Origin of the sequence: Peribacillus simplex, assembly GCF_900156045.1 — a bacterium.
Classification (GTDB): Bacteria; Bacillota; Bacilli; order Bacillales; family DSM-1321; genus Peribacillus; species Peribacillus simplex_D.
In genome coordinates, this window is the sequence record NZ_FTMX01000001.1 from 446,554 (window position 1) to 471,992 (window position 25,439).

Consider the following 25,439-nt stretch of genomic DNA (forward strand, 5'->3'; position numbering starts at 1 on the left):
CCTGTAATTACCAATAAAATTGTACGAATGAAGCCATGTGTTTTAACACACTCTATAATCACAAGGAGGTGAAAAACACATGGCAAACAACAACAGCTCAAACGAATTATTGGTACCTGGAGTGGAACAAGCTCTACAACAAATGAAATATGAAATCGCTACAGAATTCGGCGTACAACTTGGTGCCGACACAACATCTCGCGCTAACGGTTCAGTTGGTGGAGAAATCACAAAACGCCTTGTTCAAATGGCTGAACAACAATTAGGCGGAGGATTCAACAGATAATTTAATAAATATGGCTACAGAGAGCGGGTTCTTACACCCGCTCTCTTTATTTTTGTTGACAAAATTCGTGGCGTCCGAATAAAGTGTGAACCATTATTTTAAACAAGATTTAGCTATACTACATGATTTTTTACTGTTTTATATAAAATGAAAACTCACTGGATTGAAGAAATGTGCGACACTCCTGCCGAAAAACTGGCTAGCCGAGACCCCACAGACGCTTGCGTCGAGGAGGCTTGGCAGACAGTCGGCGGAAAGGGATCGGGTTTCTGAAATCAACTGGAACGGTTTTTTTAGTGAAAACTGGATTTTTATCGAATTCTACAGTCTAAAGAGAGCGGGTTGTAACACCCGCTCCCTTTATTTATTTGTAAAAATAAATAGAAATATTAGAGAATTATCTTGTATAATGAGTAGGTACTAAGAGTTCATAATTGGAGGGGAAGAATATGAAGCGTGAAGACTTATTGGCTCCGGAACATTACAACTTAGTGAGTGAAATGGAACGTTTTGCAAAAGATCCAAAAAAAGTTGCCGTCCTCTGGGAGAACGAAACCGGTGACAAAAAACAACTTACATATGAGAATTTATTAAAGAGTGCAAATAAAATTGGAAATGCCTTCAAGAAAAAAGGACTGGGTAAAGGTGATACGGTCCTTATCATAATCCCTCGTTTGGTTGAAGCTTATCAAGTGTATTTAGCCGCATTGAAAATTGGCATGATTGTCATACCTTGTTCCGAAATGCTTCGTGCGAAGGACTTACAGTATCGAGTCAACCATGGTAATGTCAAAGGAATCATCAGTTATCATGAATATACTCATGAATTGAATGAAATAGAAGGGGCGGAAGGCCTCCTGAAATTTTCAATCGGAAAACGAATCGAAAATTGGCTGGATTTGAATGAGCTTGCCGATGAGGAATCAGATCAGCTGACTATGGCCGATACGAAGAGTGAGGATATGGCGTTCTTATCGTATACTTCCGGAACGACAGGAAACCCAAAAGGGGTCGTCCATACTCATGGATGGGCTTATGCCCATTTGAAAACGTCTGCAGCAAACTGGCTTGGCATCAGCGAAACGGATGTGGTTTGGGCAACTGCTGGCCCAGGGTGGCAAAAGTGGATCTGGAGTCCTTTCCTGGCGGTTCTGGGAACGGGAGCGGCCGGTCTTGCCTATCATGGGAAGTTCGAGGCGAAAAAATATCTTCAGCTGCTTCAGGACTACAAAGTGAATGCATTATGCTGCACACCGACCGAGTATCGATTGATGGCAAAGGTGGATAACCTTGATGACTATGATTTATCCCATCTTCATAGTGCAGTATCAGCGGGAGAGCCTTTAAATCAAAAGGTGTTCGAGGTCTTTAAAAACCATTTCCATATTGAAGTGCGTGATGGATATGGACAGACCGAAAATACCCTGTTGGTAGGCGTCACGAAAGGGATGGAAATTAAATTGGGCTCCATGGGCAAACCGACTCCGGGCAACCATGTGGAAATCATTGATGATTCCGGTAAACCTTGTTCTCCTGGCATAGTGGGGGATATTGCCGTACATGTAGATACACCTGCTCTCTTTAAAGAATATTTTAAAGATCCCGAGCGGACATCGCAGCAGTTCCGTGGGGACTATTATATCACCGGCGACCAAGCGAAAAAGGATGAAGATGGTTATTTCTGGTTTGAAGGTCGTTCTGATGATATCATCATCAGCTCGGGATATACGATTGGACCGTTTGAAGTGGAAGATGCACTCGTTAAGCATCCATTTGTTAAAGAGTGTGCCGTTATAGCAAGCCCTGATGAAATAAGGGGAAATGTGGTCAAGGCATATGTAGTCTTGATGGAGGATATCGATCCGAACAGCCAAGGCTTGATCCAGACGCTCCAATCGCACGTGAAGGAATTGACTGCCCCATATAAATATCCAAGGAAAATCGAATTTTTAGAAGAGCTGCCCAAAACGACATCAGGTAAAATCAAACGGGTGGATTTACGCAAAAGGGAAGAAGCACTCCTTAACAATTGAATGAAAGCATTACCGTCAGCCTCCAAGGCTGGCGTTTTTTTATTAATAGGTGCTTGGATAAAAGCGTAAATATGGGAATTCATGATATGAGATGGTACACTTACTGCATATCTGCACAGTAACAATCATTTAATAAGGAGTGTAAAGCCGGTATGGGAACGTTATGGTTCAATGGGTCGATTTATACGATGATTAAAGAAAACGATCAAGTGGAGGCAGTCTTCACTGAAAAGGGGGTAATTGTTGATACCGGCAGCCTGGACTATTTGAAAAATGAATATGCCGGCAATATTTCCAGGGAAATCGACTTAAAGGGACAAACGATGCTGCCGGGGTTAGTGGATAGTCACCTTCATTTGGTCGGGCATGGTGAAAGGCTGCTTCGTTTAGACCTTTCTTTGATGGATAGCAGGGAGTCCATCTTGAAATCCTTGAAGGAAAAGTGCTCTAAAACCCCAGCAGGAAAGTGGATTGTTGCCGAAGGGTGGAATGAAAATGAATGGCCGAGTCCTGAATTGATATTACGGGATGAGCTTGACGCGATATCGACAGAACATCCCATCGTATTGAAAAGGATTTGCCGTCATGCCTTGGTGGTCAATTCCCGCGCCCTTTTGGAAGCCGATATTAAAGAGGATATAAAAGAACCTTCAGGCGGGGTGATCTGCCGTTATCCCGGCGGGCGTTTAAATGGTTTATTTAAAGAAAGCCAGGCGCAGAACCTTATTTTAGACAGCCTTCCCGGCATTGATCAAGAGTATATCGAAAACGCACTCACAGAGGCAATAGAAGACGCATATAAGCTAGGTTTGACTGGCGGGCATACTGAGGACCTTTATTATTACAATGGCTTCATGCCGACATATCAGGCGTTTAAATCGGTAATCGAGGACCGGGAAATGGCCTTTCGCGCCAATTTGCTCGTCCATCACGAAGCGTTTGAAGAAATGCTGGCAGCAGGCGGGGGCTATCAGAAAGGTACGCGATATATCAAATTCGACAGTATGAAGATATTTACCGACGGCTCCTTGGGCGGACGCACAGCCCTGTTGAGCGAGCCTTATGTAGATCAAAAGGATACGAATGGAGTCGCGATATTCACTGAAAACGAGCTTCAGGAATGGGTGAAAAAAGCAAGGGATGCCGGAATGCCGATTGCTGTCCATGCGATTGGCGATCTCGCTTTTGAATACGTCTTGAATGCAATAGAAGCCCTTCCCCCGAAAAAGGGGCAGAGGGACCGGCTCATCCATGCGCAGATTGTCCGGCCGGAGCTGTTGGAGCGGGCGGCAAAGCTGCCGGTAATCTTTGATATCCAACCGGGTTTCGTCCCGTCCGATTTTCCGTGGGTGGAAGAAAAGGTGCCAGCGGATTTATTGGAATCCTCCTATGCCTGGAAAACCTATTTGAATTTGGGCATCATTTGTGCGGGAGGGTCGGATGCACCCATTGAACCATTAAATCCAATTTTGGGCATTCATGCAGCTGTCACAAGGATGAAAATCAACAGTGAGGACCGGACCGTATATGGCTTGGGTGAAAGGCTTTCCGTATACGAGGCTTTCTCACTGTATACAAAAGGCAGTGCTGCAGCAATCGGCCAGGAAAAACGCCGCGGTGTGATCATAGATGGGTACGATGCCGATTTTACTGTGTTTAATCTGGATGTTTTTGCTGTCGCGCCGGATGATCTTCTAAAAGCTGAGGCGGTCATGACGGTCATCGATGACAAAATCATGTATGATAAAAAATAACAGTTGCAAAAAAAGAAATGGAAATACAAAATTGTTAGATGGAATTAGATAAAGGAATGTAAATGGAAAGAAGGCTTGTTATGAAAGTGGATGAACAAAAAGAAGGGGCGATCTATGCAGCCCTTTCTTACATGATGTGGGGAATCGTGCCGATTTACTGGAAGTTCCTTCAGGGAGTCGGTGCAACAGAAATTTTAGCTCAGAGGGTATTATGGTCTTTCGTGTTCATGCTGGTTTTATTGATGTTCATGAAAAAATGGCAAGCGTTTCTTGTTTATGTCAAAAACATTATGGGAAATCCCAAACTCTTTACGGCATTACTAACGGCGTCACTGCTTGTTACAGCTAATTGGGGAGTGTTCATCTGGGCCGTTAACTCAGGACGGATCCTCGACACGAGCCTTGGATATTATATCAATCCGCTAGTCAGTGTACTATTGGGAGTGATAGTCTTAAAAGAAAAATTGAGCCGGGCCCAAATCATTTCTTTCCTGCTTGCAGGAATCGGAGTCTTGATCCTTGGCATTCATTTCGGCACGATCCCGTGGATCTCGCTTGTTTTGGCCATGATGTTCGGATTATACGGTCTGGCAAAAAAAATGATCAAGGCCGAATCGGCGATCGGGCTGACGCTCGAAACGATGATGGTAACGCCGCTTGCCCTGGGCTACCTGATATACTTGATGAACCAATCAGAAATGCAATTCTTTACAGAGTGGAGCACAAGCTTACTGTTGGTGGGCGGCGGGATTGTCACGGCATTGCCACTTTTATATTTTGCGAAAGGGGCGGAAAAGATCCCGTTATCGATGCTTGGCATTTTTCAGTATATCGCTCCGACCTTATCTTTATTGATTGGGGTATTCGTCTATCATGAAAGTTTTACCAAAGCACATCTTTTAGCCTTTTTGTTCATATGGTCAGCCTTGGCTGTTTATACATTATCCATAACGAAATGGGGTCAGGCAAGTGCCCGCAGGTTCAAAGGCAAAGGGAATATTGGTGCGTGAATAACAAAAAATGCTTCGGAGAATTCTCTCCAAGCATTTTTTTTATGGCGGTATTTAATGAAACGGTTTTACGGCATAGGGGAAATGCCAGGGTCATAAAAGGTAAATATTCGAACCTATCTCAGAAACAATACAATTGGAAAGGCTGAAAGGGCTGTGATCTGGCATTGCACGGGGGATATTTAGTTGGAATTGACTATAGAAGGAACTATCCAGGAAAATGATATGATCTGTCAGGGATGCTGATATGGTGGCGAACGGCTTTCTATGGCTATTTAATTCAGTGATGATTCCCTGTGCACTGGTAATCCCGATACCGTGGCCATAAAAGAGGTTTTGCCCTAATAATATGGCATTTTCACCTTGCCATTCAGGAGTTGCCTCGTCGTGATCAGGGTTTTTGAAGTAAACGCAATCACCCGGTATATAATCCCTTCCTTGATGAATATTGAGAGCCATATTTTGTGGAGGGTGCCAGTCATATAAAAATAGGTTTGAAAAAAGGTCGTCGAAATTCCTAGGGCCGATTAAATCCAAAATGGCCTTTAAAAAAGTGACGACCATTGCTGTCCCGCATTCGAAAGCATAAAGCCTTCCATTTATAAAAATGTCAACGATTGCAGCATGGGGGAGAACCCCTGGCTGAAGGGTAAAGGTGCCATCCCTTGAAAGGCGCCAATATTGTTTATTGGATTCCGATTCCTCGAGTGTGGAAAATTCTGCATTACTTTTATCCAACGCAATAGCTGCCGCAATGACTCGGTTCCTCAGTTGTATCTCGAAATTAAAATCTCCAAAGTTCCGGTATTCAAAAACGTTAGAATCTTCCGCCAGCAATTGGACAATTTCAAGCGATTTAGCAGATGCTATTCCTGGTTGGATTTGACTGACATCTAACCATTTGTGATTAATCTTTATCATGATCATATCCACCTTTTACTTATGAAATTAACGGTTTATAAAACCGGTAAACAAAAATGTCTACATGTAATGCTCATTATATGAATGCCGGCAAGGAATTGACTATTTGGAACGTGTCAGTCACCAGTGCAGCCGTGAATGATTGGAATGAAAAAGAGGCAGAATTTTATTGCTTTCATCCCAAAAGATGTTTTGCTAGATATCCTAGAGTGCAAGGAATACCTTTCCAATTAGCGAGAAGAAGCAAATTAGTATTCCTTTTTCCCCATGAATTGATATAATGAGAGAGAAAAGATCATATGTGCGAGAAATGTAGGGGGGCCAGTACTGCTGGCTGAGATTGCATCCTTTAGATGCTGACTCTTTGAACCTGATCTGGATGATGCCAGCGGAGGGAACATATTATTACTGACTTTCTGTTTTGTATGTTAACGTCCGAATTCATCTTCGGGCGTTTTTTGCTTTTTTATCAAGTATTTGAATAAACCCTTGAGCCCCATTATGGTTCCGGGCATATGGATCTTATATGATGTGTAGGAGGATAAAAACTTGAATAAATTCTTGCCACTGTTAACTTCGTTGTTCCTTTTGGGTGGATGCGGTGCAGGCGGAACTAATGAAAAAGAAGAAGCATCTAAAAATGAAGGAAATGAACAATTAAAAAAAGTATCGGTCGTGCTCGATTGGACACCGAATACAAACCATACAGGATTGTATGTAGCCAAGGAAAAAGGTTATTTTAAAGAACAAGGTCTTGATGTGGAAATTATCATGCCAGGTGAAGCCGGGGCTGATAAGCTTGTCGCTTCAGGGAAATCTGAATTTGGCGTAAGTTACCAGGAGGGCATAACGCAGGCCCGCGTGCAGGGTGTGCCGATTGTTTCGGTAGCTGCCGTCATTCAGCATAATACCTCGGGATTCGCTTCCCCTGAGGCAAAGAACATTAAAACCCCCAAGGATTTTGAAGGGAAAACGTATGGTGGCTGGGGGTCTCCGGTTGAAAAGGCCATTATTGATTCACTCATGAAAAAAGAAAATGCGGATGTAAATAAAGTGGATATAGTCAATACAGGAGACACGGATTTTTTCACTTCGGTTAAAAGGGATATAGATTTTGCCTGGATTTATTATGGATGGACAGGCATTGAGGCTGAATTACGAAATGAGAAGCTTAATATGGTTTACTTAACCGAATACTCTGATAAGCTTGATTACTATACGCCTGTTTTGACTACAAATGAAAAGATGATAAAAGAAGATCCCGAGACTGTTAAAGCATTCGTTCATGCAGCATCGAAAGGGTACCAGTTTGCGATCAAGAATCCTGCCGATGCAGCAGACATATTAACCAAGTCTGCACCGGATCTTGATGCAAAACTAGTGAAGAAAAGCCAGGAGTGGCTTGCAGATAAGTATCAGGATGATGCTCCGCGATGGGGTGAACAAAAACTTGAAATTTGGAAGAATTACAGTGATTGGATGACTGAAAATAAGCTTCTTGAAGGTGATTTCGATCCTGAAAAGGCATTTACCAATGAATTTTTACCAAAATAGGAGGAAATGCAATGGCCAACTCATTAATTAGTATACAAATTATTCCTAAAGGGGAAAATGTCATCCCTATGGTCGATGAAGCAATCAAGATCATTGAAGAATCAGGTGTCAAGTATGAGGTTCACCCGCTTGAAACGACAATGGAGGGTGAGCTTTCCGAACTTTTTGCCGTGATAGAAAAAATGAATGTAAGAATGATTGAAATAGGATCGCCGAATGTCATTTCCCAAGTGAAAATATTATATCAGCCAAGCGGGATAACGATGGATACGTTAACGGAGAAATATCGGGCATGATCGGAAGGAAAATTTGGAAGAAGGGGGCTCCCTTCTTTCTTTTATTATTGTTGCTGATAGTATGGGAGTCAGTGACAGTCTTATTGAAAGTCGAAGAATGGCTGCTTCCCGCTCCATCGGCCATTTTCATTGAAGGAATTGAGTCGTCCCGCAATCTTTACGGACACCTTATATCCACAACCGAGCTTGCGTTGTCGGGTTTTTTTATCGGAAGCTGCATCGGCTTACTGATCGCAGCAATCTTACACCTATTTCCAGGTGTGAAGGACGCGGTTTATCCTCTGCTCATACTATCACAAAATATACCCATCATTGTTTTGGCGCCGCTCTTGGTGATCTGGTTTGGCTTTGGCATGCTGCCTAAGTTAATAGTCATTTCGCTTGTATGTTTTTTTCCGGTTGCGGTTGCATCATTGGACGGTTTTCGCCAGACACCATACGAACTTAAGCATTATTTCAAGATGATGGGAGCGGGAAAAAACCAGTTATTTTGGAAGCTGGAACTTCCTCACTCGATCCCGTTCATTTTCTCCGGCCTGAAAATTTCGGCCACCTATAGTGTAATGGGTGCGGTTATTTCGGAATGGCTTGGGGCAAAATCGGGGATTGGTGTTTATATGACTCTCGCTTCCTCTGCGTTCAGGACAGATCGGGTGTTTGTTGCCATTTTCATCATCATGGGAATGAGCCTGATCTTTTTTGGAATCATCACCTTCCTGGAGAAATACTTAGTTTCTTGGAAGAGAAAGGAGGGCGAAAAGGATGAAGGTGGAAATTAAAGACGTTTCCTATTCTTTCGATGGTAAACAGAATATAGTGGAGAATATGAATTTCCATGTGGATGATGGGGAGTTTGTCACGATCCTTGGGCCATCAGGCAGCGGTAAAAGTACGTTGTTCCACTTGATCGGCGGCATTTTGAAGCCGGATCAGGGCATCATTTCACTGGATGGTAAAAAGATAAATGGCTTAAAGGGCCATATCAGCTATATGCCTCAGCAGCCTTCCCTTTTACCTTGGAGGACGGTATTGGAAAATGTTTTGCTTGGAAGTGAACTTGCTGGAATCAGAGATAAAGAAAAGGCAAAAGCCCTTTTGATGAAAGCTGGATTAGGAGAGTACGAGAAAGCATATCCGCATGAATTATCTGGAGGCATGAAGCAAAGGGCCGCATTCATTCGGAGTATCTTAAGTCCACAGGACTTGATGTGCCTGGACGAACCCTTTTCTGCCTTGGATGAACTGACAAGATTGCAAATGCAAAAATGGCTATTGTCGGTTTGGGAAGAAAATCGGAGGTCGGTGCTATTTGTTACGCATAGCATAGATGAAGCGGTTTTCCTTTCAGATAGAATCTATGTGTTATCAGCAAAACCGGCTGCTGTCATCAAAGAAGTGGAAATTCCATTTCCAAGGCCAAGAAGTGAAGAACAGCTTCTTAGTGATGAGTTTTTTCATCTGAAGAGAGACTTATATGCAGCACTGAAGCCAACTATTTCTACTTAAGGGAGGCGATTGAACTTGAGGATCATCGACAGTCATGTCCATTTGGACCGGTATGATGTTGTTAAGCGGAAGCAGATTCTGACTGACATGGAAAAGGTTCATATGGAATCCTTGCTGACTGTTTCCATGAATTTGGCTTCTTCGATTAACAATTATCAGCTCTCACAGCAGGATTCACGAATAAAGCCTGCCTTTGGTTTTCATCCAGAGCAGCCCCTCCCAAGTGATGAAGAAGTGAACGAACTTTTGAACTGGATGCGGGAACATCGTCAAGATATGGTTGCGATAGGTGAGGTTGGGCTACCCTATTACTTAAGGCAGGAAAATCCCGATATTGATAACTCAGCGTATATAGTGATACTGGAGAGGTTCCTGACCTTAGCTAAAGAGGTTGAAAAGCCGGTTATCCTCCATGCCGTCCATGACGATGCACCAATCGTTTGCGACCTTTTGGATAAGCATCAAATCACACAGGCACACTTTCATTGGTTTAAAGGCGATATCCGGACAGTCGAAAGAATGGCCGAAAAGGGCTACCGCATTTCGATTACACCTGATGTTTGTTATGAGAGGGAAATACAGGAATTAGTTTCGGTATACCCACTTAAGCTGATGATGATTGAAACGGATGGACCATGGCTGTTTGAAGGGGATTTCAATGGGAAATGGACCCACCCTGGCATGATGCATGACAGTGTGCGCCAGATTGCTTCGATTAAAGGGTTGCCGATTGAGGATGTCTATGAAATCCTTTATCAAAATACGAAAGGTTTTTATCATATTTAAAGGTACCGGTTACCATACCCGGTACCTTTTTTAGTTCATAGAAAGGTCCTTTTAACCTTTTCCCAAAAGGAATTGTCTTTTAATTTAACGGTCTTGATGACTTTACCGCTTAACCGGACCTTTACCTTTTCGACATGATTGATGCTTAGTGCTTCATTGTCCATTCCGATGATCGGATAGCTTGGCCCATTTTCTTCAAGGCGGACGGTCAGCGTCTTATCACCGCTTAAAATAAATGAGGAACCTAGGGTCCGATAGGTATTATTATTGACGGAAGCAAGCTCGCTCACTTGAAAGCAAGGGAGGAGGGGATCGACAACGGACCCATTGACCGATTTATTATAGGCGGTGCTTCCAGTCGGAGTCGCAATGATGATTCCGTCCCCGCGAAAAGTTTCAAAATGGAGTTGATCGATGAAGATATCCATGATGAACGTTTTGGTGATGGAAGACCGGATACTGAGTTCATTAAGGGCATAAAAGGAGGGCTGATCGTCCAACTGGATAGCGATGGTTGGGTATTTACGGACCTCGATTTGCTCTTTTGTCATGGCATCGATCATTTTATCACTGTCTTCCAAGTGGAAATCGCAATACATATTCAAGTTACCTGTGGTGGAAATGCCCGCATATAAACAGTCATCCCTGAATCCGGTTTTTCGGGCTGCCTGCAGGAATGTGCCGTCATCACCGATGCTTACGATGATGTTTGCTTTCGTGAAATCCTGGATGACTTCATACGAATGTTGCTTCGCCAAGTCTGACAAGTATTCTACCTTGCTAATCATCTCTGCATTCGGTGCATGGAAAAAATAAATATTCCTTCGAGTGTTCATCATGTTCCCCCCTAGTATGTATGTATGGTGATGAAAGGGCTTTCTTTATCCTGTTTACGATAAATGCAATTTGTGCAAAATGGACCAATGCATTTCCAATTTGAGGATTATTTGCTACAATTTTATATGACTTAGTTTATCATGGAATGAAACATTTTTGTTATTAGTTCGTATGGTAAGAAGGATACATATATTTAAGGGGGAAAACAGATGAATGGAAAGCGTTGGGCGGCACTTGGAATCGCGGCCGTTTTATTTTTTGTCTCTATTGCTGTTGGGGCGGCTACGACTCTAGTTACAGCGGATACGGAAAATATCATTGATGAATTATTTGCTTCCGAAAGTGCATTTTACGAGGAAGTCATAGAAGGTGATGATTACTCAAATGTTATTGCCGTATTTGATGTAGAGGGTACGATCCAAGATACAGGGGAAGCCTCATTACTTAGTTCTGCAACATATAATCACCGTGCCTTCATGGATAAGCTGAAGATGGCAGAGGAGAATGATGATATCAAAGGCATCATCCTTCGGGTGAATTCTCCAGGCGGCGGTGTCGTCGAAAGTGCAGAGATTTATGACAAGATCCTTGATATCAAGAAAGCGAAAAAACCTGTCTATGTTTCCATGGGATCAATGGCAGCTTCCGGCGGTTATTATATTTCTGCACCAGCCGATAAGATATATGCTAGCCCAGAAACGATGACGGGTTCACTTGGTGTCATCATGCATGGGTATAATTACGAGAAGCTGGCCAAGAAGTATGGTGTCGAGTTCGAAACCATCAAAAGCGGACCACACAAGGATATTATGAGCCCGACTCGGGAAATGACTGGTGAAGAACGTGAAATACTGCAAAATATGATTAATAATTCTTATGATCAATTTGTAAAAGTCATTGCAGACGGTCGCGGTATGACAGAGAAGGAAGTAAGGGAAATTGCCGATGGCCGCATTTATGATGGGCGTCAGGCTAAAGAAAACCATCTAATCGATGATTTCGGCCATTTGGATGATGTAATTGCCGCAATGAAAACGGATATCGGTAAAAAGGATGCTCAAGTTATCCGTTATACAGATGAGGCTGGTTTCGGTTCATTATTCAGTATGGGTGCGCAAAAAATGTTGGGAAATGATGTGGAAACGGCAGTCTTGACAAAAATCCTTTCCTCTTCAAATTCTCCACGCTTAATGTATTTGTATGCGGAATAGGGGGGCTGAAGGATGACGGAACGAAATGAAAACAATGAACAAATCGCTTCATCCAATCTAATGGCAGATCCAGGGGTTCCCGTTCAGCAGGAATTTACACCAGCCAGTAAGACCGTGGATGATGACGGAGTCAAGAAAGTGCATTTTGCTGGTTTTTGGATGAGGTTTTGGGCCTATTTAGCCGATCTATTGGTTATTGGAAGTTTGAACCGGATTTTGATTCATCCCATCTTCAAGTTTTATGAAGGGACAGATGATCTCTGGTTTTCCGCAGAGGGCTTCTTAACGGGGATCGTATTCTTCTTATACTTTGTTTTGATGACCAAATTCTTGAACCAAACCCTTGGCAAGATGATTTTTGGACTGAAGGTCGTTGCATTGAAGGAAGAGAAAAAAACCATTTCATGGGGGACGATATTGTTCAGGGAGCTGATTGGCCGCTATATTTCAAAAGTTACTTGGATTGGCTATCTCTTGGCAGGCCTTTTACCGAAGAAACAGGCATTGCATGATGTCTTTGCAGACACGGGCGTTGTGCTGATCAGAAGATGATTCTTCCATACATAAATCTGTAAGAGCGGGATTTTCGCTTTTGCAGGTTTATTTTTTTTTCATATGCCGATAATGATAGGCTGAAGGGGTGTGGGTGCATGAAGTGGCTTTTGTTGATTATAGGTATCCTCCTTTTGGTGCTGCTGATTGTTGTTTTCACTAAAGTAAGAATGTCCATCGACTACAAACGTATCCAAACGGATGACCTAATACATATTAAATTATCAGCTTGGTATGGACTTTTTCACTATACATTCAAGGTTCCGGTCATCAAAATGGAAGCTGACTCTGCCGCTATAGTAGTAAAGGAAGAGAAAGAAATGAACGGAAAAACCGAAAAGGAAGAAAAGAAAAAAATCACAGCCGAAGATTTGCGTAACGAATTCGCAGACAGTCTGGAGATGCTTCAGCATATAATCGGATTTCATAGGATCGTCCGTCAATTCACAGGGAAAGTCCAAGTCAAAAAATTCACCTGGCATAGCATGGTCGGTACTAAAAACGCTGCACACACCGGTGTTTTAACTGGAGCGTGCTGGGCACTTAAAGGTTCCATCATCGGGTTGCTGACAACCTATTTCAACTTCCGGATCATGCCCTCCTATTCCATTACACCCGACTTTCAGAGATGGCAGGCAAACACGTCGATTTCCTGCATATTACAATTTAGAATCGGGCAAGCTATGGTGACTGGAATAAAACTGCTTCGTTATTGGAAAGGCGGAAAGCCGCATTTCAAGTCCAGGAGATTAGCGAAGCTATCAGGTGATTCCAATAAACAATCGTTCTAGAGTGGAGGAATTTAAATGTCAGATCATCCGATCCAAGGTTTAATGAAAGAAGCGATGGAAAATCTGAAAGAAATGGTCGATGTGAATACGATCATCGGGGATCCGGTGGAAACTCCGGATGGAAGTGTCATTTTAACCGTATCCAAAGTGGGATTTGGTTTTGCAGCCGGTGGCAGCGAATTTATGATGGATGGGAACCATCAAGGACAGCAAGGCGGTTCCAAGCAGCCTTTTGGCGGCGGTAGCGGCGGCGGGGTTTCCATAACACCGATTGCCTTTTTGATTGTCGGTTCCCATGGGGTGAAAATGATTCATCTGGATGAAGGGACGCATCTTCTCGAAAAAATGATGGATTTAGCTCCTCAAGTCGTCGATAAAATTCAGTCCATGCTATCCAAGAAAGGCAGTAATCAAAAGCAAGGCAGTAATCAAGGCGGCAGTCAACCAGCTGTAAAGAGGTACCAAGAACCAAAACAGGATATAGATTTCTAACTGTGACTCGGCACCCGCCGAGTTTTCTTTTTGCTGCAGTCTGCCAATAGACCATAAAAGGCCTGGATGTCGGAAATGTGCAAGCACCCTTCACATTTCCCAATTCAATTTATTGCAAAATTCCGGTAAAACAAATATGATTATGCTTGTACATATAGCAGAAAAAGGAGGAATTATTAATGGCTTCAGTTACATTTAAAAACAACCCGATCACTTTAGTGGGGCAAGAACTAAAAGTTGGGGACAAAGCACCTGATTTTACAGTATTGGCTAATGACTTATCACCGGTTACATTAAGCGAATCCAAAGGTTCTGTCCGTATTATCAGCGTGGTTCCATCCGTGGATACAGGTGTATGTGATGCACAGACACGTAAATTCAATGAAGAAGCTGCAAAATTGGATAATGTGAAAGTACTGACGATCAGTAACGATCTTCCTTTCGCACAAAAACGCTGGTGTGCTGCAAGCGGCTTGGACAATGTTCAAGTTCTTTCCGATCACCGTGACCTATCATTCGGTGAAGCATATGGTGTCGTCATGCAGGAACTTCGTCTATTGGCACGCTCTGTATTCGTAGTGAACAGCTCTGATGAAATCACATATGTAGAATATGTGAGTGAAGGTACCAACCATCCAAATTACGAAGGTGCAATCGAAGCGGCTAAAGCGGCAAAATAAGATGCAATCCTAAGAAACCGGGCGCTATGTGCCCGGTTTTTGTTTTAGCTTTATTTAACGGATGTTATTCTTGCCTGATTTTCAATGGAGCTGTGTATATTTAATTTTGAGTGCAGACCATTAGCTCTTTTCTAATACACTGTTTTTATTATCTATACGCTTGAATTAGTTATGGCTCCAAACTCGGACCATTCAGTGGTAAAACAATTTTGCCAGACCACTCTTGACCATTAGGTGTACCCACTTTTATGTCAATTTCATTAGGCCACGACGGCATTTGTCTTTGATGAGGTCCAGGAAAAAACCCCGCTTGTTGCCCTGCTCGATATCCATCCCTATAGCCTTGTCGATACCCTTGGCGATATCCTTGCCTAAACCCTTGTTGAAACCCTTGTTGTTGCCTGTTAAATTCATCTGCTGACTGTGTATCATGTTGCTGATTTATTGGATTAACCTGCCCATGATAGTATTGATATTGATTATCCATAATAATCACCACCTCATGTATGGTATTCGGTTTGGGCATTCATTGAGCCTTTCCAAGTAATAAAAAATACAGAACAACAACCCTATATACCTTTTATTTACGCCTGATTTTTAAAAAAGAGTTGCCCGCGAGAGTCCATATATGTAACTTTCAAATCGGAAAACAGTAGGTTAAACAACCGAAGAATGATAACCAGGACGTACGGCTTGTATCTCTTTCTTCTTACCTTTAAAATAGGGACAGAAGCAAACAGGAGGAATTAATAAGTGAAGTCTACCCCAGTTGAACAATTATTTTATGAATTTGATGAAACAGCTCAAATATTGCAAAGTGAACTATCATGTACGTATCTGGATGCCCTGGGTGAAACGGGCGAGAATTTCTTCCAAGGGAAAGTCCTGCAGGAGGAAATCAGTGAAGTATCGAAGAAAAGGTTAGTGAAGCATTATGCAGATTTTTCACCAGAGAAATATGAGAAGGAAGCAATCCGAAAAGCGTATCAGCTTGCCATTTTAAAAGGCATGCAGCAGAGCGTTCAGCCGAATCATCATATGACCCCTGATGCAGTCGGCATGTTCGTCAGCTATTTAGTCGGTAAATTCACCAAGGATCAAAAAGAGATAGTCATGCTCGATCCAGCCATTGGAACGGGGAATTTACTATTTGCGATCTTGAATCAGCTTACTGATAAAAACATCGCTTCATATGGTGTCGAGATTGATGAAACCTTGATCAGGCTTGCATATGCAGGTGCCAACCTGCAAGAACACCCGCTGGAATTTTTCAACCAGGACAGCTTGGAGCCGCTTTTCATCGATCCTTCAGATGTTGTGGTCAGCGATTTGCCGATTGGTTATTACCCGAATGATGTGCGTGCAGCTGAGTATGAATTGAAGGCCGATAAGGGACATTCGTATGCACATCATTTGTTTATTGAACAAGGTGTTAAACACGCGAAGGATGGCGGACACCTATTCTTCATTGTCCCGAATAACCTGTTCGTCTCGGAGGAAGCTCCGAAACTCAATGATTTCCTGAAGAAGCATACACATATCCAAGGGATGGTGCAACTGCCGCTTTCCATGTTTAAGAGTGAAGCGGCTGCTAAAAGCATCCTGATCCTGCAAAAGAAAAAAGAGGGTATCGAAGCTCCGAAGAAGGCATTGCTCGTACAACTTCCGAAGTTGTCGGATTTTGAAGCGACCAGGTCTGTCATGCAACAGATGGACGATTGGTTTAAAGAGGAAAAATAGTCAATGAAAGCTGATGCCGCAGGCATTGGCTTTCTTTTTTTCTGAAAGAGTGATTATTTGCAATTTTTCATTATTATTTGGTTGAATCCGCTTGCCATGATAAGATTGTACAATACACTGCACGTTTCGTTGGGATGAACATAGGAAGAACTAGCTTAGAGTAAAGGAGCAGGATGGATGTCAAAAATCATGGCTATTAATGCGGGCAGCTCTTCATTGAAGTTTCAGCTTTTTGAGATGCCTTGTGAAAAAGTAATTACAAAAGGTCTTGTAGAAAGAATCGGCTTGAAAAATTCCGCATTTACCTTAAGCGTCGAAGGCGAAAATGTTTCTGAAACGATTGATATACCCAATCATGAAATAGCTGTAGGGCTTTTATTGAAAAAGCTGATTGACCATCGCATCATTGGCTCCTTTGAAGAGATAGATGGCGTAGGGCATCGGGTGGTGCATGGCGGTGAGATATTCACGGACTCGGTCTTGATTACGGAGGACGTAATAGAGGAAATCGAAAAGCTTTCCGAGTTGGCGCCCCTTCATAATCCTGCCAATATCACCGGGATTAAAGCCTTCAGGCGAATACTGGATGATGTACCAGCGGTTGCGGTATTCGACACTGCCTTCCACCAAACGATGGCAGCAGGTTCCTATTTGTACAGCTTACCCCTTGAATATTATGAAAATTACGGAATAAGGAAGTATGGGTTTCATGGTACTTCACATAAATATGTATCGCAGCGTGCTGCCGAAATGATTGGCCGCCCAATTGAACAGCTTCGGTTGATATCGTGCCATTTAGGGAACGGTGCAAGCATTACTGCCATAAAGGGCGGCAAATCAATTGATACATCAATGGGATTTACACCATTGGCCGGTGTTACTATGGGAACGCGTTCAGGGAACATCGACCCTGCATTGATTCCTTATATCATGGAGAAGACGGGAAAAACAGCAGATGAAGTGCTGGATGTCCTGAATAAGAAGAGCGGCATTCTGGCCCTTTCCGGTTTTTCCAGCGACCTGCGTGATATTCAAATTGAAGCGGATAAAGGCAATGTGCGGGCTGAACTCGCACTTAAAGTATTCGCAGACCGGATTCACAAATACATAGGCTCCTATTCGGCTAAAATGGGAGGTGTGGACGGCATCATTTTTACCGCGGGCATCGGTGAAAACAGTCAAACCATTAGGGGGCGAATCTTGGAGGGACTTGAATTCATGGGGGTATATTGGGACAAGGATCTCAATCGCACCACGGGTAAGGAAGCGTTCATCAATGCACCCTATTCCCCTGTGAAAGTCATGGTCATCCCAACTAATGAAGAAATCATGATTGTCAGGGACACCATGAAAATAGCTTTGAGCGAAACTTGGAAAACATGACTTCCTGTTAATAATGATCCCCTTATCTCTCTGGTAAGGGGTCTTTCCCATGAAATTTCATCCTCAAAATCCGCCTTCTCATGGTTTTATGTCCATGCAATCCAAACCCTTGAACGCTGGATCGCCATCATCTATCTCTAAAAAAGCTTCCCTCTATGTTATACTTGAGGTAGAATCCACCAATTCTGTACATAGGAGGCTTGATGCATGGAATTCACGAACCGGGAAATGAAACTTTGGAATGAAATTAGTGAATGGCAGGAAAAACTTTATCAATATGAGCCAACGGACCTGGCTGCACTGTATGATAAATGGTTGGAGCAGGGGTTTGCCCTGCTACCGGAAAACGTCCAGCAACAGTTTTTTGACAAGCTTGATACTTGGCTTTTTCATTTGCATGCCATGGTTCAGAGCTCACAAGTTCAAATAGATGCAAGAGAGCGGATATTAGCATCTGCGCGCGTGTTTAATGAAGAAATCGAAACGTTGAGTGATTTGAATCACTTATCGATAGATCAGTTGAATTACATAGCCAATCAGCATATCGCAAAGCATCGCTTATATTCATTTGCACAAGGCGGGATGAGCGGATCAGGAGGCCTGCTTCTGCTAGGGAGCGATATTCCGGCCATGACGGTCATCAATGTCAGGATCGTACAGTTGATTGCGATGTCTTATGGTGTTGAGGTGAATACACCGTTTGAAATGATGCTGGCCCTTAAGGTATTCAATGCAGGAGCGATGCCAAAGAGGCTCCAAGGAATAGCTTGGGAAGAATTGATCCGCGAGGTCCAGACCGCAGAAGATGATTATTTTTATTTAGGAATCGAGGAACTGACAAACCCTACCTGGATGGAACAGCCGCTGAAGCAGCTGTTGAAAGCATTATCCATTACTGTTTTCCGAAAAAAACTGGTTCGGGGCATACCATTCATCAGCATGGCCATAGGGGCCGGGTCCAATTATCAAATGACCCGGAGTGTCAGTGAATTTGCCCAGAAGTTCTATCAATTCCGTTATTTACTGGAGAAGAAGGCTGATGAAGAATGAGTGTCAAGAAGCATAAAAAAGCCATCACGGAGGCAGTTCGCTGCATGGTGATAACCGTCAGCGATACGCGAAATGAAGAAACGGATAAAAGCGGAGCACTGATGATGGAATTGCTGAAGTCGAATGGGCATGAAGTGACGGATTATGTAATCGTTAAAGATGAGCGGAAAGCGATTCAGGATGCGGTCACTTCCGGTAGCCAAAGCAGTACGGTCGATGTCATATTAACAAATGGAGGCACTGGCATCGCCAATAGGGATGTGACGATCGAGGCGGTCAAAGAGTTGATGACCAAGGAAATTCCCGGTTTTGGCGAGATTTTTCGAATGCTCAGCTATCAAGAGGATATCGGGTCTGCCGCCATTCTATCCAGGGCGATTGCGGGAGTCGTGAACAACAAAGCGGTTTTTTCCACCCCAGGCTCTTCAGGGGCGGTTAGGCTTGCGATGAATAAATTGATTCTCCCGGAATTGGGACATGTCGTCGGTGAACTTCGCAAGGAATTATAAGAGGGATGCAAAAAAAGCCACGGTTTTAAACTGTGGCTTTTTTTTGCATGGAAATGACCTTAATTATGCATCTTTTCAGTTACGCCTTGATTGGCACGATACCATAGCCATAAATCATTGATGATGGAAGCAAGTTCCGCAATTTCGGAATTGAGCTGGCATGATTTGGCAAAATTACTTTCGTCGGAGAGCCGAAACTGCTTTCGGTTAATGGTGGATTCCAGTTCCTTGATGCGGTCCGGGATGCTTCCCCGGATATTCTCCCAATGTACGAGTATTTGCTGTTGCTCGCCTTTTGTATATTCATCCCACTCCAGATTCAAATCGGGAATGGAGATGCCAAGCCGTTCATCATAGATAAATAGTTCTTTCATATGCCCTCCGCTTTTCGATTTATCATACTCCTAGTTTACTATATTCTCGGGGAAGCATCCAATGTGTAAATTACTTGAAAATATTAGCGGATTATTTAGCAAAATCTTTAAAATACCCCTTGTATTCCTTTAATAAAGATGATAAAGTACTAATCATAGATTGAATAAAAATAACAAACGATGAATTTTTATTCACACGAAAGGACGATGGAAATGAATAATCAAAAAGTTGTTTTAGCATATTCCGGAGGTTTGGATACTTCCGTTGCAATTAAATGGTTACAAGATCAAGGGTACGAAGTTGTGGCATGCTGCTTGGATGTCGGTGAAGGGAAAGATTTGGACTTCATTAAAGAAAAAGCGATCACTGTTGGTGCGGTAAGTTCCTATGTCATTGATGCGAAGGACGAATTCGCTGATGAATTCGCATTGACGGCTCTTCAGGCACATACTTTGTATGAAGGGAAATATCCATTGGTATCAGCTTTATCACGTCCGCTGATCGCGAAGAAATTAGTGGAAGTGGCTGAAGCGGAAAACGCGGTAGCCGTTGCACACGGTTGTACGGGAAAAGGAAATGACCAAGTGCGTTTCGAAGTTTCCATCTCTGCATTGAACCCTAATTTGCAAGTTCTTGCACCTGTTCGTGACTGGAAATGGTCTCGTGAAGAGGAGATTGAATATGCAGCGAAAAATGGCATTCCCGTTCCGATTGGCATGGCGAGTCCATTCTCGATTGACCAAAACCTTTGGGGAAGAAGTAACGAATGTGGAATCCTGGAAGATCCATGGGCAGCTCCGCCGGAAGAGGCATATGATTTAACTGCAAGCCTTGAAAGTACGCCAGATACTGCTGATATCATTGAAATTGGCTTTGAACAAGGTGTGCCGGTTACATTGAATGATAAAAACTATAAATTGGCTGATCTGATCGTCGAGTTGAATCAAATTGCCGGCAAGCACGGAGTTGGACGTATCGATCACGTTGAAAATAGATTAGTAGGAATCAAATCGCGTGAAGTCTATGAAGCTCCTGGTGCGATGACATTGATAGCTGCACACAAAGAACTTGAAGATATCACGCTTGTAAAAGAATTGGCTCACTTCAAACCGGTGATCGAGAAGAAAATGACTGAATTGATTTATGAAGGACTTTGGTTCTCTCCGCTTCAAAAAGCTTTGGCTGCATTCCTGAAAGAAACACAAGTGAATGTAACCGGTACGGTCCGTGTGAAACTATTCAAAGGTCATGCGATTGTTGAAGGAAGAAAATCCGAGTACTCCCTATATGATGAAAAATTGGCTACTTATACAAAAGCTGACGAATTCGATCATGATGCAGCAGTTGGATTCATTAAATTATGGGGACTTCCAACGAAAGTGAACAGCATGGTCAGTAACAAGAAGGTGACAGTGTGAGCAGCAAGCTTTGGGGAGGAAGGTTCACGAAATCTGCCGAAGAATGGGTAGATGAGTTTGGAGCTTCCATATCCTTTGACCAGGAACTTGTCCTTGAAGATATTCAAGGCAGTTTAGCTCATGTAACCATGTTAAAGAAATGCAGCATTTTACCTGAAGAAGATGCGGATCAGATCATTGCGGGACTGAAAAGTTTACAGGAAAAAGCTGAGAAGGGTGAATTGACTTTTAAGGTTGAGATGGAAGATATCCATCTTAACCTGGAAAGTATTCTAATAAGCGAAATCGGTCCAGTTGGCGGAAAGCTTCATACAGGAAGAAGCCGTAATGACCAAGTTGCAACCGACCTTCATCTGTATATGCGGAACCAAACGAAAGTGATTCTGGAACTCATCAATGATTTGCAAATGGCGATTTTGGGACAATCCAAGAAAAATGTGGAAACACTAATTCCAGGTTATACACATCTGCAGCGTGCGCAGCCCATTTCATTTGCCCACCATTTAATGGCTTATTTTTGGATGCTTGAGCGTGATAAGCAGCGCTTCACCGAGAGTTACAAAAGGATCAATATCTCTCCATTGGGTGCCGGGGCATTAGCTGGGACGACTTTCCCGATTGACCGTGCCTTCAGTGCGGAACTCTTGGGGTTTGAGGGGATTTACGAAAACAGCCTTGATGCAGTGAGTGATCGTGATTTTGCCATTGAATTCATGAGCAACAGTGCGACAATGATGATGCATTTATCCCGTTTCAGCGAAGAAATCATTCTCTGGTCAAGCCAGGAATTCCAATTCATTGAATTGGATGATGCGTTTTCCACGGGAAGCAGCATCATGCCGCAAAAGAAAAACCCTGATATGGCGGAATTGATCCGTGGTAAAACAGGACGGGTTTATGGGAACCTAACGGGGTTATTGACTGTTTTGAAAGGACTGCCGCTTGCTTATAACAAAGATATGCAAGAAGATAAAGAAGGCGTTTTTGATACGGTTAAGACCATTGTTGGTTCACTGAAAATATTTGCCGGCATGATCTCAACGATGAAAGTGAAAACGGACGTAATGGAAAAAGCAACAAAAAATGACTTCTCGAATGCGACGGAATTAGCTGATTACCTAGCTTCTAAGGGTATGCCTTTCCGTAAGGCGCACGAAGTGGTCGGGAAACTTGTATTGTTCTGTGTCCAGAATGGCTGCTATTTAGTGGACCTAAGCATGGAACAATTCCAGGAAGCTTCCGAGTTGTTTGAACAGGATATTTATGATGCATTAAATCCTTATGAAGCAGTTAAACGCCGTAACAGTGCGGGCGGTACAGGTTTTGCCCAAGTCTTGCTTGCGATTGAAAAGGCGGAAAAACTGGTAAGTGAATAACAGGAAAAGCTCGTTCACCAATTTGGCGAACGAGCTTTTTATATCATTTTCTTTTATCAATTCGTACGCACGACCATTACATCACAGTTGGAATGGCGAACGATGCCTTCCGACACGCTGCCGATAAGGAAACGTTCGACTGCGTTAAGGCCCGTTGCACCGCATACAATTAAATCGATCGAATGCTTTTTCGCTAAATCCCTTGGAATTTGAACTTTAGGGGAACCATATGCAACTTCTGTTTGGACCTTTACAATCCCGGATGCAATGGCTTCCGTTTTATACTTGTCCAAAAGCTCATTGGCAAAGGTTTCAGAGTGATCACGGATAGTCATATCATAAGCTTCGACAGTTGGGAAATTCCTTGTATCCACGATATGTGTGAGCACAAGGGTAGCGTCACTGAGTTTTGCTAAATAGATTGCCTTTTTTAGGGCCCACTCTGCTTCTTCCGAACCGTCCACTGCTACAAGAATATTTTTATAATCTATACTATTCAAGTGAATCTCCTCCTTCTATTATATTCCTATTATACTATGGTTTACCTGATGGATCTGATTTCAATTGTAACAAATTAGCGAATGTTTTAGCCAATGATCTGGAAAAAGATTCTAACCATATTAAGTGATGTGAAAAAAATAAATGATTATATTAAAGCATGCAAATCACGTATAAATATAATGCATAGCTTAATATTCTTAGATCAGCATAATAAAAGGATTAGATTTATAATCATTTCAAGGATTGGCATTTTTCTTCCATTATAGTGTGGTTATGTCAGGGGTAAATGAAGGCGAATCAAGGTTCACCACAAGAAGATATCTGGTTCGGACCGATTAGTTGAAATGAATTTTGAATAATAGATACCCCCGTCTTAAATGAAGGCGGGGGTATCCGGGGTTCGATCTATTAATTGGTTAAGACATCATCACTTTATGATTTGCAGGCTCTTAGGGAATTTGGTCAAAACTTCACAGCCGGTATCGGTGATCAGTAGATCATCTTCAATCCTTACGCCGGCAACATTCGGAACATATATGCCAGGTTCGATGGTATAAACCATTCCGGATTGAAGTTCGAGGGAATTCGTTTCAGTCAAGGATGGATACTCATGCACGCTGATCCCAAGTCCGTGGCCGAGCCTGTGCGGGAAGAAATCACCGTATCCTTTATTCCTGATGATGTTTCTGGCAGTCAAGTCTATCTCGGAACAGGATACACCAGGTTTACTGGCTGCAACGGCAGCTTCTTGGGCTCTAAGTACAGTATCATATATTTCTGCCTGTTTATCATTGATATCCCCGTAAGCAACCGTTCTAGTGATGTCAGAGCAGTACCCTTCATGAACGACGCCCAGGTCAAATAGGACAAGGTCGCCGCGCTGAACCTTCGTATTACCGGGTGTGCCATGTGGGGAAGCGCCATTTTTACCAGTCAGGACCATGGTGGAAAAAGACATTTGGCTGACGCCTGCCTTTTTCAATTCGTATTCTATCGCTGCAAGGATTTCCATTTCCGTTTTACCCTCATGAATTTCGCTGACACCCACTTCGATCGCAAAGTCGGCAAGTCGGCAAGCTTCACGGATTTTGACCATTTCATCTTCCGATTTGATCATTCGCATCCTTTGAAGTTTTTCTTCTGCGGAAACGAGATTTGGTGCTCCAAAGTATTGTTGGACCTTTTCATAACGTTCTACATTCATATGCTCTTTTTCAATGGCCATTGTATTAATGGTCAACCCGCGATTCTTCACTGCTTGCTTAACTTTTTCCCAAGGATTTTCAATATCGGTGTAGCCGATGATATCTCCAGCCCATCCAGCCTGTTTAGCATCCGGGACTTCCATCTGCGGGCAGACAAGGAATGGGTCGGCATTTGCAAAAATGGCAAGTGCTAGCAGTCTTTCATGAGGATCACTATAAAAACCGCTCAAATAGAAGATGCTCTCTGTAGATGTAAGTAAAGCGGCTTCAGCCTCATTGGCCTGTAGCCAATTTTGTAGTTCTGTCAAACGTTCATTCATGACGATACCTCCATTAATAAGATATAATTACCTTAGCAATATTTAAAAGTATAGTAAATGGGAAAGGCCTAAGAAAGCTACTTAAAAAATTAGTGGGTATTGGGAAGGGAGCATCAAAAATGAAAGTATCTTTTCATGGACATGCAGTTGTAAAAGTCGAAACGAATGGTAAAACGATTTTAATCGATCCATTCATTACTGGAAACGAATTGACCGATTTGAAGGTAGAAGATGTGAAACCGGATGTGATCATCTTAACACATGGCCATAATGACCACGTCGGTGATACGGTTGAATTGGCCAAAAGGCATGATGCACTTGTCATCGGCATTGCTGAGATTGCCGACTACCTGGGTGCTCAAGGGGTTAGGACCCACGGGATGAGCATCGGCGGGGCTTTCGAGTTCGATTTTGGAAAAGTGAAACTGACGCCAGCTTTCCATGGAACGGGATTCAATAACGGAGAGGGGCAAATCATTTATTTAGGAATGCCTGCTGGCATATTGCTTATGATAGATGGGAAAACGATCTATCATGCAGGGGATACAGCGGTATTTTCCGATATGAAACTGATCGGGGAGCGACATCCGATTGACTTGGCGTTCTTGCCAATCGGCGACAATTACACCATGGGCCCTGAAGATGCGGCACTTGCTGCGAAATTCCTTCAAGCCAAACAAGTCGTGCCGATTCATTACAATACATTCCCTGTCATCAAACAAGATCCTGACAAATTCATCGACTTGCTTGAAGAGGGAAATGGACTGATCATGGATGCCGGGGATGAAATAGATTTTTAATAGGATCGGGAGCCTGCATGGGCTTCCGTTTTTTTGTGTAACGTGTTGGGATA

27 protein-coding genes and 1 riboswitch are annotated in these 25,439 nt (G+C 43.0%); of the genes, 21 read left to right on the plus strand and 6 right to left on the minus strand.

The annotated features are described in order from the left end of the window. Positions 1 to 79: 79 nt before the first annotated feature. From BW986_RS02120 to rarD, 4 genes are all read left to right on the plus strand, one after another. Positions 80 to 286 carry an alpha/beta-type small acid-soluble spore protein gene (locus BW986_RS02120; protein WP_034309203.1) on the plus strand — a complete coding sequence of 69 codons (207 nt, stop codon included), beginning with the start codon at positions 80 to 82 and terminating at the stop codon, positions 284 to 286. Positions 287 to 735: 449 nt separating this feature from the next. Further along, the gene (gene mbcS, locus BW986_RS02125; protein WP_076364684.1) at positions 736 to 2,319 is read left to right on the plus strand and encodes an acyl-CoA synthetase MbcS; all 1,584 of its coding nucleotides are present in this window, start codon (positions 736 to 738) and stop codon (positions 2,317 to 2,319) included. Between the two features lie 152 nt (positions 2,320 to 2,471). Further along, a complete protein-coding gene (locus BW986_RS02130; protein ID WP_076364686.1) occupies positions 2,472 to 4,073 on the plus strand; it encodes an amidohydrolase in 1,602 nt (533 codons plus the stop codon). Positions 4,074 to 4,153: 80 nt separating this feature from the next. Then, entirely contained in the window at positions 4,154 to 5,083 is a 930-nt protein-coding gene (gene rarD / locus BW986_RS02135; protein ID WP_076364689.1) for an EamA family transporter RarD, read from the plus strand. Between the two features lie 93 nt (positions 5,084 to 5,176). Here the strand turns inward: rarD and BW986_RS02140 are convergent, their stop codons facing one another. Continuing rightward, on the minus strand, positions 5,177 to 6,004 hold the full coding sequence (locus BW986_RS02140) for a hypothetical protein (protein ID WP_076364691.1): 828 nt from the start codon (positions 6,002 to 6,004) through the stop codon (positions 5,177 to 5,179). A 304-nt stretch (positions 6,005 to 6,308) separates the two neighbouring features. Continuing rightward, positions 6,309 to 6,418, plus strand: a riboswitch (TPP riboswitch). Positions 6,419 to 6,553: 135 nt separating this feature from the next. On the opposite strand from BW986_RS02140, the gene BW986_RS02145 reads away from it, so the two are divergent. The 5 genes from BW986_RS02145 to BW986_RS02165 are packed head-to-tail and all read left to right on the plus strand — an operon-like array spanning position 6,554 to position 10,146. Further along, positions 6,554 to 7,558: an ABC transporter substrate-binding protein gene (locus BW986_RS02145; protein ID WP_076364693.1), complete on the plus strand. Its 1,005-nt coding sequence runs from the start codon at positions 6,554 to 6,556 to the stop codon at positions 7,556 to 7,558. An 11-nt stretch (positions 7,559 to 7,569) separates the two neighbouring features. Next, entirely contained in the window at positions 7,570 to 7,854 is a 285-nt protein-coding gene (locus BW986_RS02150) for a thiamine-binding protein (protein ID WP_034309193.1), read from the plus strand. After that, positions 7,851 to 8,633, plus strand: a complete 783-nt coding sequence (locus BW986_RS02155) for an ABC transporter permease (RefSeq protein ID WP_076364695.1) — start codon at positions 7,851 to 7,853, stop codon at positions 8,631 to 8,633. Before BW986_RS02150 ends, BW986_RS02155 begins: the two co-directional genes overlap by 4 nt. Then, positions 8,617 to 9,360, plus strand: a complete 744-nt coding sequence (locus BW986_RS02160; protein ID WP_076364697.1) for an ABC transporter ATP-binding protein — start codon at positions 8,617 to 8,619, stop codon at positions 9,358 to 9,360. The genes BW986_RS02155 and BW986_RS02160 overlap by 17 nt, the downstream gene beginning before the upstream one ends. Positions 9,361 to 9,375: 15 nt before the next feature. Then, complete coding sequence (locus BW986_RS02165) at positions 9,376 to 10,146, plus strand: TatD family hydrolase (RefSeq protein WP_076364699.1); 771 nt, start codon at positions 9,376 to 9,378, stop codon at positions 10,144 to 10,146. 35 nt (positions 10,147 to 10,181) lie between these two features. On the opposite strand, the gene BW986_RS02170 is transcribed toward BW986_RS02165, so the two are convergent. Then, entirely contained in the window at positions 10,182 to 10,982 is an 801-nt protein-coding gene (locus tag BW986_RS02170) for an NAD kinase (protein ID WP_076364701.1), read from the minus strand. Between the two features lie 210 nt (positions 10,983 to 11,192). Between BW986_RS02170 and sppA the strand changes: the two genes are divergently transcribed. The 5 genes from sppA to tpx all read left to right on the plus strand — a co-directional run bounded on the left by sppA (position 11,193) and on the right by tpx (position 14,709). Next, complete coding sequence (sppA, locus tag BW986_RS02175) at positions 11,193 to 12,194, plus strand: signal peptide peptidase SppA (RefSeq protein WP_076364703.1); 1,002 nt, start codon at positions 11,193 to 11,195, stop codon at positions 12,192 to 12,194. Between the two features lie 12 nt (positions 12,195 to 12,206). Then, complete coding sequence (locus BW986_RS02180; RefSeq protein ID WP_076364705.1) at positions 12,207 to 12,746, plus strand: RDD family protein; 540 nt, start codon at positions 12,207 to 12,209, stop codon at positions 12,744 to 12,746. 98 nt (positions 12,747 to 12,844) lie between these two features. Continuing rightward, a complete protein-coding gene (locus tag BW986_RS02185) occupies positions 12,845 to 13,537 on the plus strand; it encodes a DUF2953 domain-containing protein (RefSeq protein WP_076364707.1) in 693 nt (230 codons plus the stop codon). Between the two features lie 15 nt (positions 13,538 to 13,552). Next, entirely contained in the window at positions 13,553 to 14,029 is a 477-nt protein-coding gene (gene ytfJ / locus BW986_RS02190) for a GerW family sporulation protein (RefSeq protein WP_076364709.1), read from the plus strand. A 179-nt stretch (positions 14,030 to 14,208) separates the two neighbouring features. Beyond that, positions 14,209 to 14,709 (plus strand): thiol peroxidase, encoded by a 501-nt coding sequence (gene tpx / locus BW986_RS02195; protein WP_076364711.1) that lies wholly within the window; start codon positions 14,209 to 14,211, stop codon positions 14,707 to 14,709. Positions 14,710 to 14,878: 169 nt separating this feature from the next. Here tpx and BW986_RS02200 read toward each other — a convergent pair whose 3' ends face one another. Further along, positions 14,879 to 15,196: a hypothetical protein gene (locus BW986_RS02200; protein ID WP_076364713.1), complete on the minus strand. Its 318-nt coding sequence runs from the start codon at positions 15,194 to 15,196 to the stop codon at positions 14,879 to 14,881. A 266-nt stretch (positions 15,197 to 15,462) separates the two neighbouring features. On the opposite strand from BW986_RS02200, the gene BW986_RS02205 reads away from it, so the two are divergent. From BW986_RS02205 to BW986_RS02220, 4 genes are all read left to right on the plus strand, one after another. Further along, positions 15,463 to 16,449 carry a class I SAM-dependent methyltransferase gene (locus BW986_RS02205; RefSeq protein ID WP_076364715.1) on the plus strand — a complete coding sequence of 329 codons (987 nt, stop codon included), beginning with the start codon at positions 15,463 to 15,465 and terminating at the stop codon, positions 16,447 to 16,449. Between the two features lie 177 nt (positions 16,450 to 16,626). Beyond that, positions 16,627 to 17,832 (plus strand): acetate kinase, encoded by a 1,206-nt coding sequence (locus BW986_RS02210; protein WP_076364717.1) that lies wholly within the window; start codon positions 16,627 to 16,629, stop codon positions 17,830 to 17,832. 207 nt (positions 17,833 to 18,039) lie between these two features. Beyond that, complete coding sequence (locus BW986_RS02215) at positions 18,040 to 18,882, plus strand: EcsC family protein (protein ID WP_076364719.1); 843 nt, start codon at positions 18,040 to 18,042, stop codon at positions 18,880 to 18,882. Continuing rightward, a complete protein-coding gene (locus BW986_RS02220; RefSeq protein ID WP_076364721.1) occupies positions 18,879 to 19,391 on the plus strand; it encodes a MogA/MoaB family molybdenum cofactor biosynthesis protein in 513 nt (170 codons plus the stop codon). The genes BW986_RS02215 and BW986_RS02220 overlap by 4 nt, the downstream gene beginning before the upstream one ends. Before the next feature lie 59 nt (positions 19,392 to 19,450). Here the strand turns inward: BW986_RS02220 and BW986_RS02225 are convergent, their stop codons facing one another. Continuing rightward, a complete protein-coding gene (locus BW986_RS02225; RefSeq protein WP_076364723.1) occupies positions 19,451 to 19,765 on the minus strand; it encodes a hypothetical protein in 315 nt (104 codons plus the stop codon). Between the two features lie 213 nt (positions 19,766 to 19,978). Here BW986_RS02225 and BW986_RS02230 point away from each other — a divergent pair, with 213 nt between their 5' ends. After that, a complete protein-coding gene (locus BW986_RS02230) occupies positions 19,979 to 21,184 on the plus strand; it encodes an argininosuccinate synthase (protein ID WP_076364725.1) in 1,206 nt (401 codons plus the stop codon). Next, the gene (argH, locus tag BW986_RS02235; RefSeq protein WP_076364727.1) at positions 21,181 to 22,560 is read left to right on the plus strand and encodes an argininosuccinate lyase; all 1,380 of its coding nucleotides are present in this window, start codon (positions 21,181 to 21,183) and stop codon (positions 22,558 to 22,560) included. Before BW986_RS02230 ends, argH begins: the two co-directional genes overlap by 4 nt. 56 nt (positions 22,561 to 22,616) lie before the next feature. On the opposite strand, the gene BW986_RS02240 is transcribed toward argH, so the two are convergent. Together BW986_RS02240 and BW986_RS02245 are read right to left on the minus strand one after the other, a co-directional pair. After that, on the minus strand, positions 22,617 to 23,051 hold the full coding sequence (locus tag BW986_RS02240; RefSeq protein WP_076366253.1) for a universal stress protein: 435 nt from the start codon (positions 23,049 to 23,051) through the stop codon (positions 22,617 to 22,619). A 437-nt stretch (positions 23,052 to 23,488) separates the two neighbouring features. Next, complete coding sequence (locus BW986_RS02245; protein WP_076364729.1) at positions 23,489 to 24,586, minus strand: M24 family metallopeptidase; 1,098 nt, start codon at positions 24,584 to 24,586, stop codon at positions 23,489 to 23,491. Positions 24,587 to 24,705: 119 nt separating this feature from the next. On the opposite strand from BW986_RS02245, the gene BW986_RS02250 reads away from it, so the two are divergent. Further along, entirely contained in the window at positions 24,706 to 25,386 is a 681-nt protein-coding gene (locus tag BW986_RS02250; RefSeq protein WP_076364731.1) for a metal-dependent hydrolase, read from the plus strand. Positions 25,387 to 25,439 lie beyond the last annotated feature (53 nt).

What these genes read in the sequence shown, in the direction of transcription:
- BW986_RS02120 (WP_034309203.1), top strand. Translation starts at nt 80, where the DNA reads ATGGCAAACAACAACAGCTCAAACGAATTATTGGTACCTGGAGTGGAA.
- mbcS (WP_076364684.1), top strand. Translation starts at nt 736, where the DNA reads ATGAAGCGTGAAGACTTATTGGCTCCGGAACATTACAACTTAGTGAGT.
- BW986_RS02130 (WP_076364686.1), top strand. Translation starts at nt 2,472, where the DNA reads ATGGGAACGTTATGGTTCAATGGGTCGATTTATACGATGATTAAAGAA.
- rarD (WP_076364689.1), top strand. Translation starts at nt 4,154, where the DNA reads ATGAAAGTGGATGAACAAAAAGAAGGGGCGATCTATGCAGCCCTTTCT.
- BW986_RS02140 (WP_076364691.1), bottom strand. Translation starts at nt 6,004, where the DNA reads ATGATAAAGATTAATCACAAATGGTTAGATGTCAGTCAAATCCAACCA.
- BW986_RS02150 (WP_034309193.1), top strand. Translation starts at nt 7,570, where the DNA reads ATGGCCAACTCATTAATTAGTATACAAATTATTCCTAAAGGGGAAAAT.
- BW986_RS02155 (WP_076364695.1), top strand. Translation starts at nt 7,851, where the DNA reads ATGATCGGAAGGAAAATTTGGAAGAAGGGGGCTCCCTTCTTTCTTTTA.
- BW986_RS02160 (WP_076364697.1), top strand. Translation starts at nt 8,617, where the DNA reads ATGAAGGTGGAAATTAAAGACGTTTCCTATTCTTTCGATGGTAAACAG.
- BW986_RS02170 (WP_076364701.1), bottom strand. Translation starts at nt 10,982, where the DNA reads ATGAACACTCGAAGGAATATTTATTTTTTCCATGCACCGAATGCAGAG.
- sppA (WP_076364703.1), top strand. Translation starts at nt 11,193, where the DNA reads ATGAATGGAAAGCGTTGGGCGGCACTTGGAATCGCGGCCGTTTTATTT.
- BW986_RS02180 (WP_076364705.1), top strand. Translation starts at nt 12,207, where the DNA reads ATGACGGAACGAAATGAAAACAATGAACAAATCGCTTCATCCAATCTA.
- BW986_RS02185 (WP_076364707.1), top strand. Translation starts at nt 12,845, where the DNA reads ATGAAGTGGCTTTTGTTGATTATAGGTATCCTCCTTTTGGTGCTGCTG.
- ytfJ (WP_076364709.1), top strand. Translation starts at nt 13,553, where the DNA reads ATGTCAGATCATCCGATCCAAGGTTTAATGAAAGAAGCGATGGAAAAT.
- tpx (WP_076364711.1), top strand. Translation starts at nt 14,209, where the DNA reads ATGGCTTCAGTTACATTTAAAAACAACCCGATCACTTTAGTGGGGCAA.
- BW986_RS02200 (WP_076364713.1), bottom strand. Translation starts at nt 15,196, where the DNA reads ATGGATAATCAATATCAATACTATCATGGGCAGGTTAATCCAATAAAT.
- BW986_RS02210 (WP_076364717.1), top strand. Translation starts at nt 16,627, where the DNA reads ATGTCAAAAATCATGGCTATTAATGCGGGCAGCTCTTCATTGAAGTTT.
- BW986_RS02215 (WP_076364719.1), top strand. Translation starts at nt 18,040, where the DNA reads ATGGAATTCACGAACCGGGAAATGAAACTTTGGAATGAAATTAGTGAA.
- BW986_RS02220 (WP_076364721.1), top strand. Translation starts at nt 18,879, where the DNA reads ATGAGTGTCAAGAAGCATAAAAAAGCCATCACGGAGGCAGTTCGCTGC.
- BW986_RS02225 (WP_076364723.1), bottom strand. Translation starts at nt 19,765, where the DNA reads ATGAAAGAACTATTTATCTATGATGAACGGCTTGGCATCTCCATTCCC.
- BW986_RS02230 (WP_076364725.1), top strand. Translation starts at nt 19,979, where the DNA reads ATGAATAATCAAAAAGTTGTTTTAGCATATTCCGGAGGTTTGGATACT.
- BW986_RS02245 (WP_076364729.1), bottom strand. Translation starts at nt 24,586, where the DNA reads ATGAATGAACGTTTGACAGAACTACAAAATTGGCTACAGGCCAATGAG.
- BW986_RS02250 (WP_076364731.1), top strand. Translation starts at nt 24,706, where the DNA reads ATGAAAGTATCTTTTCATGGACATGCAGTTGTAAAAGTCGAAACGAAT.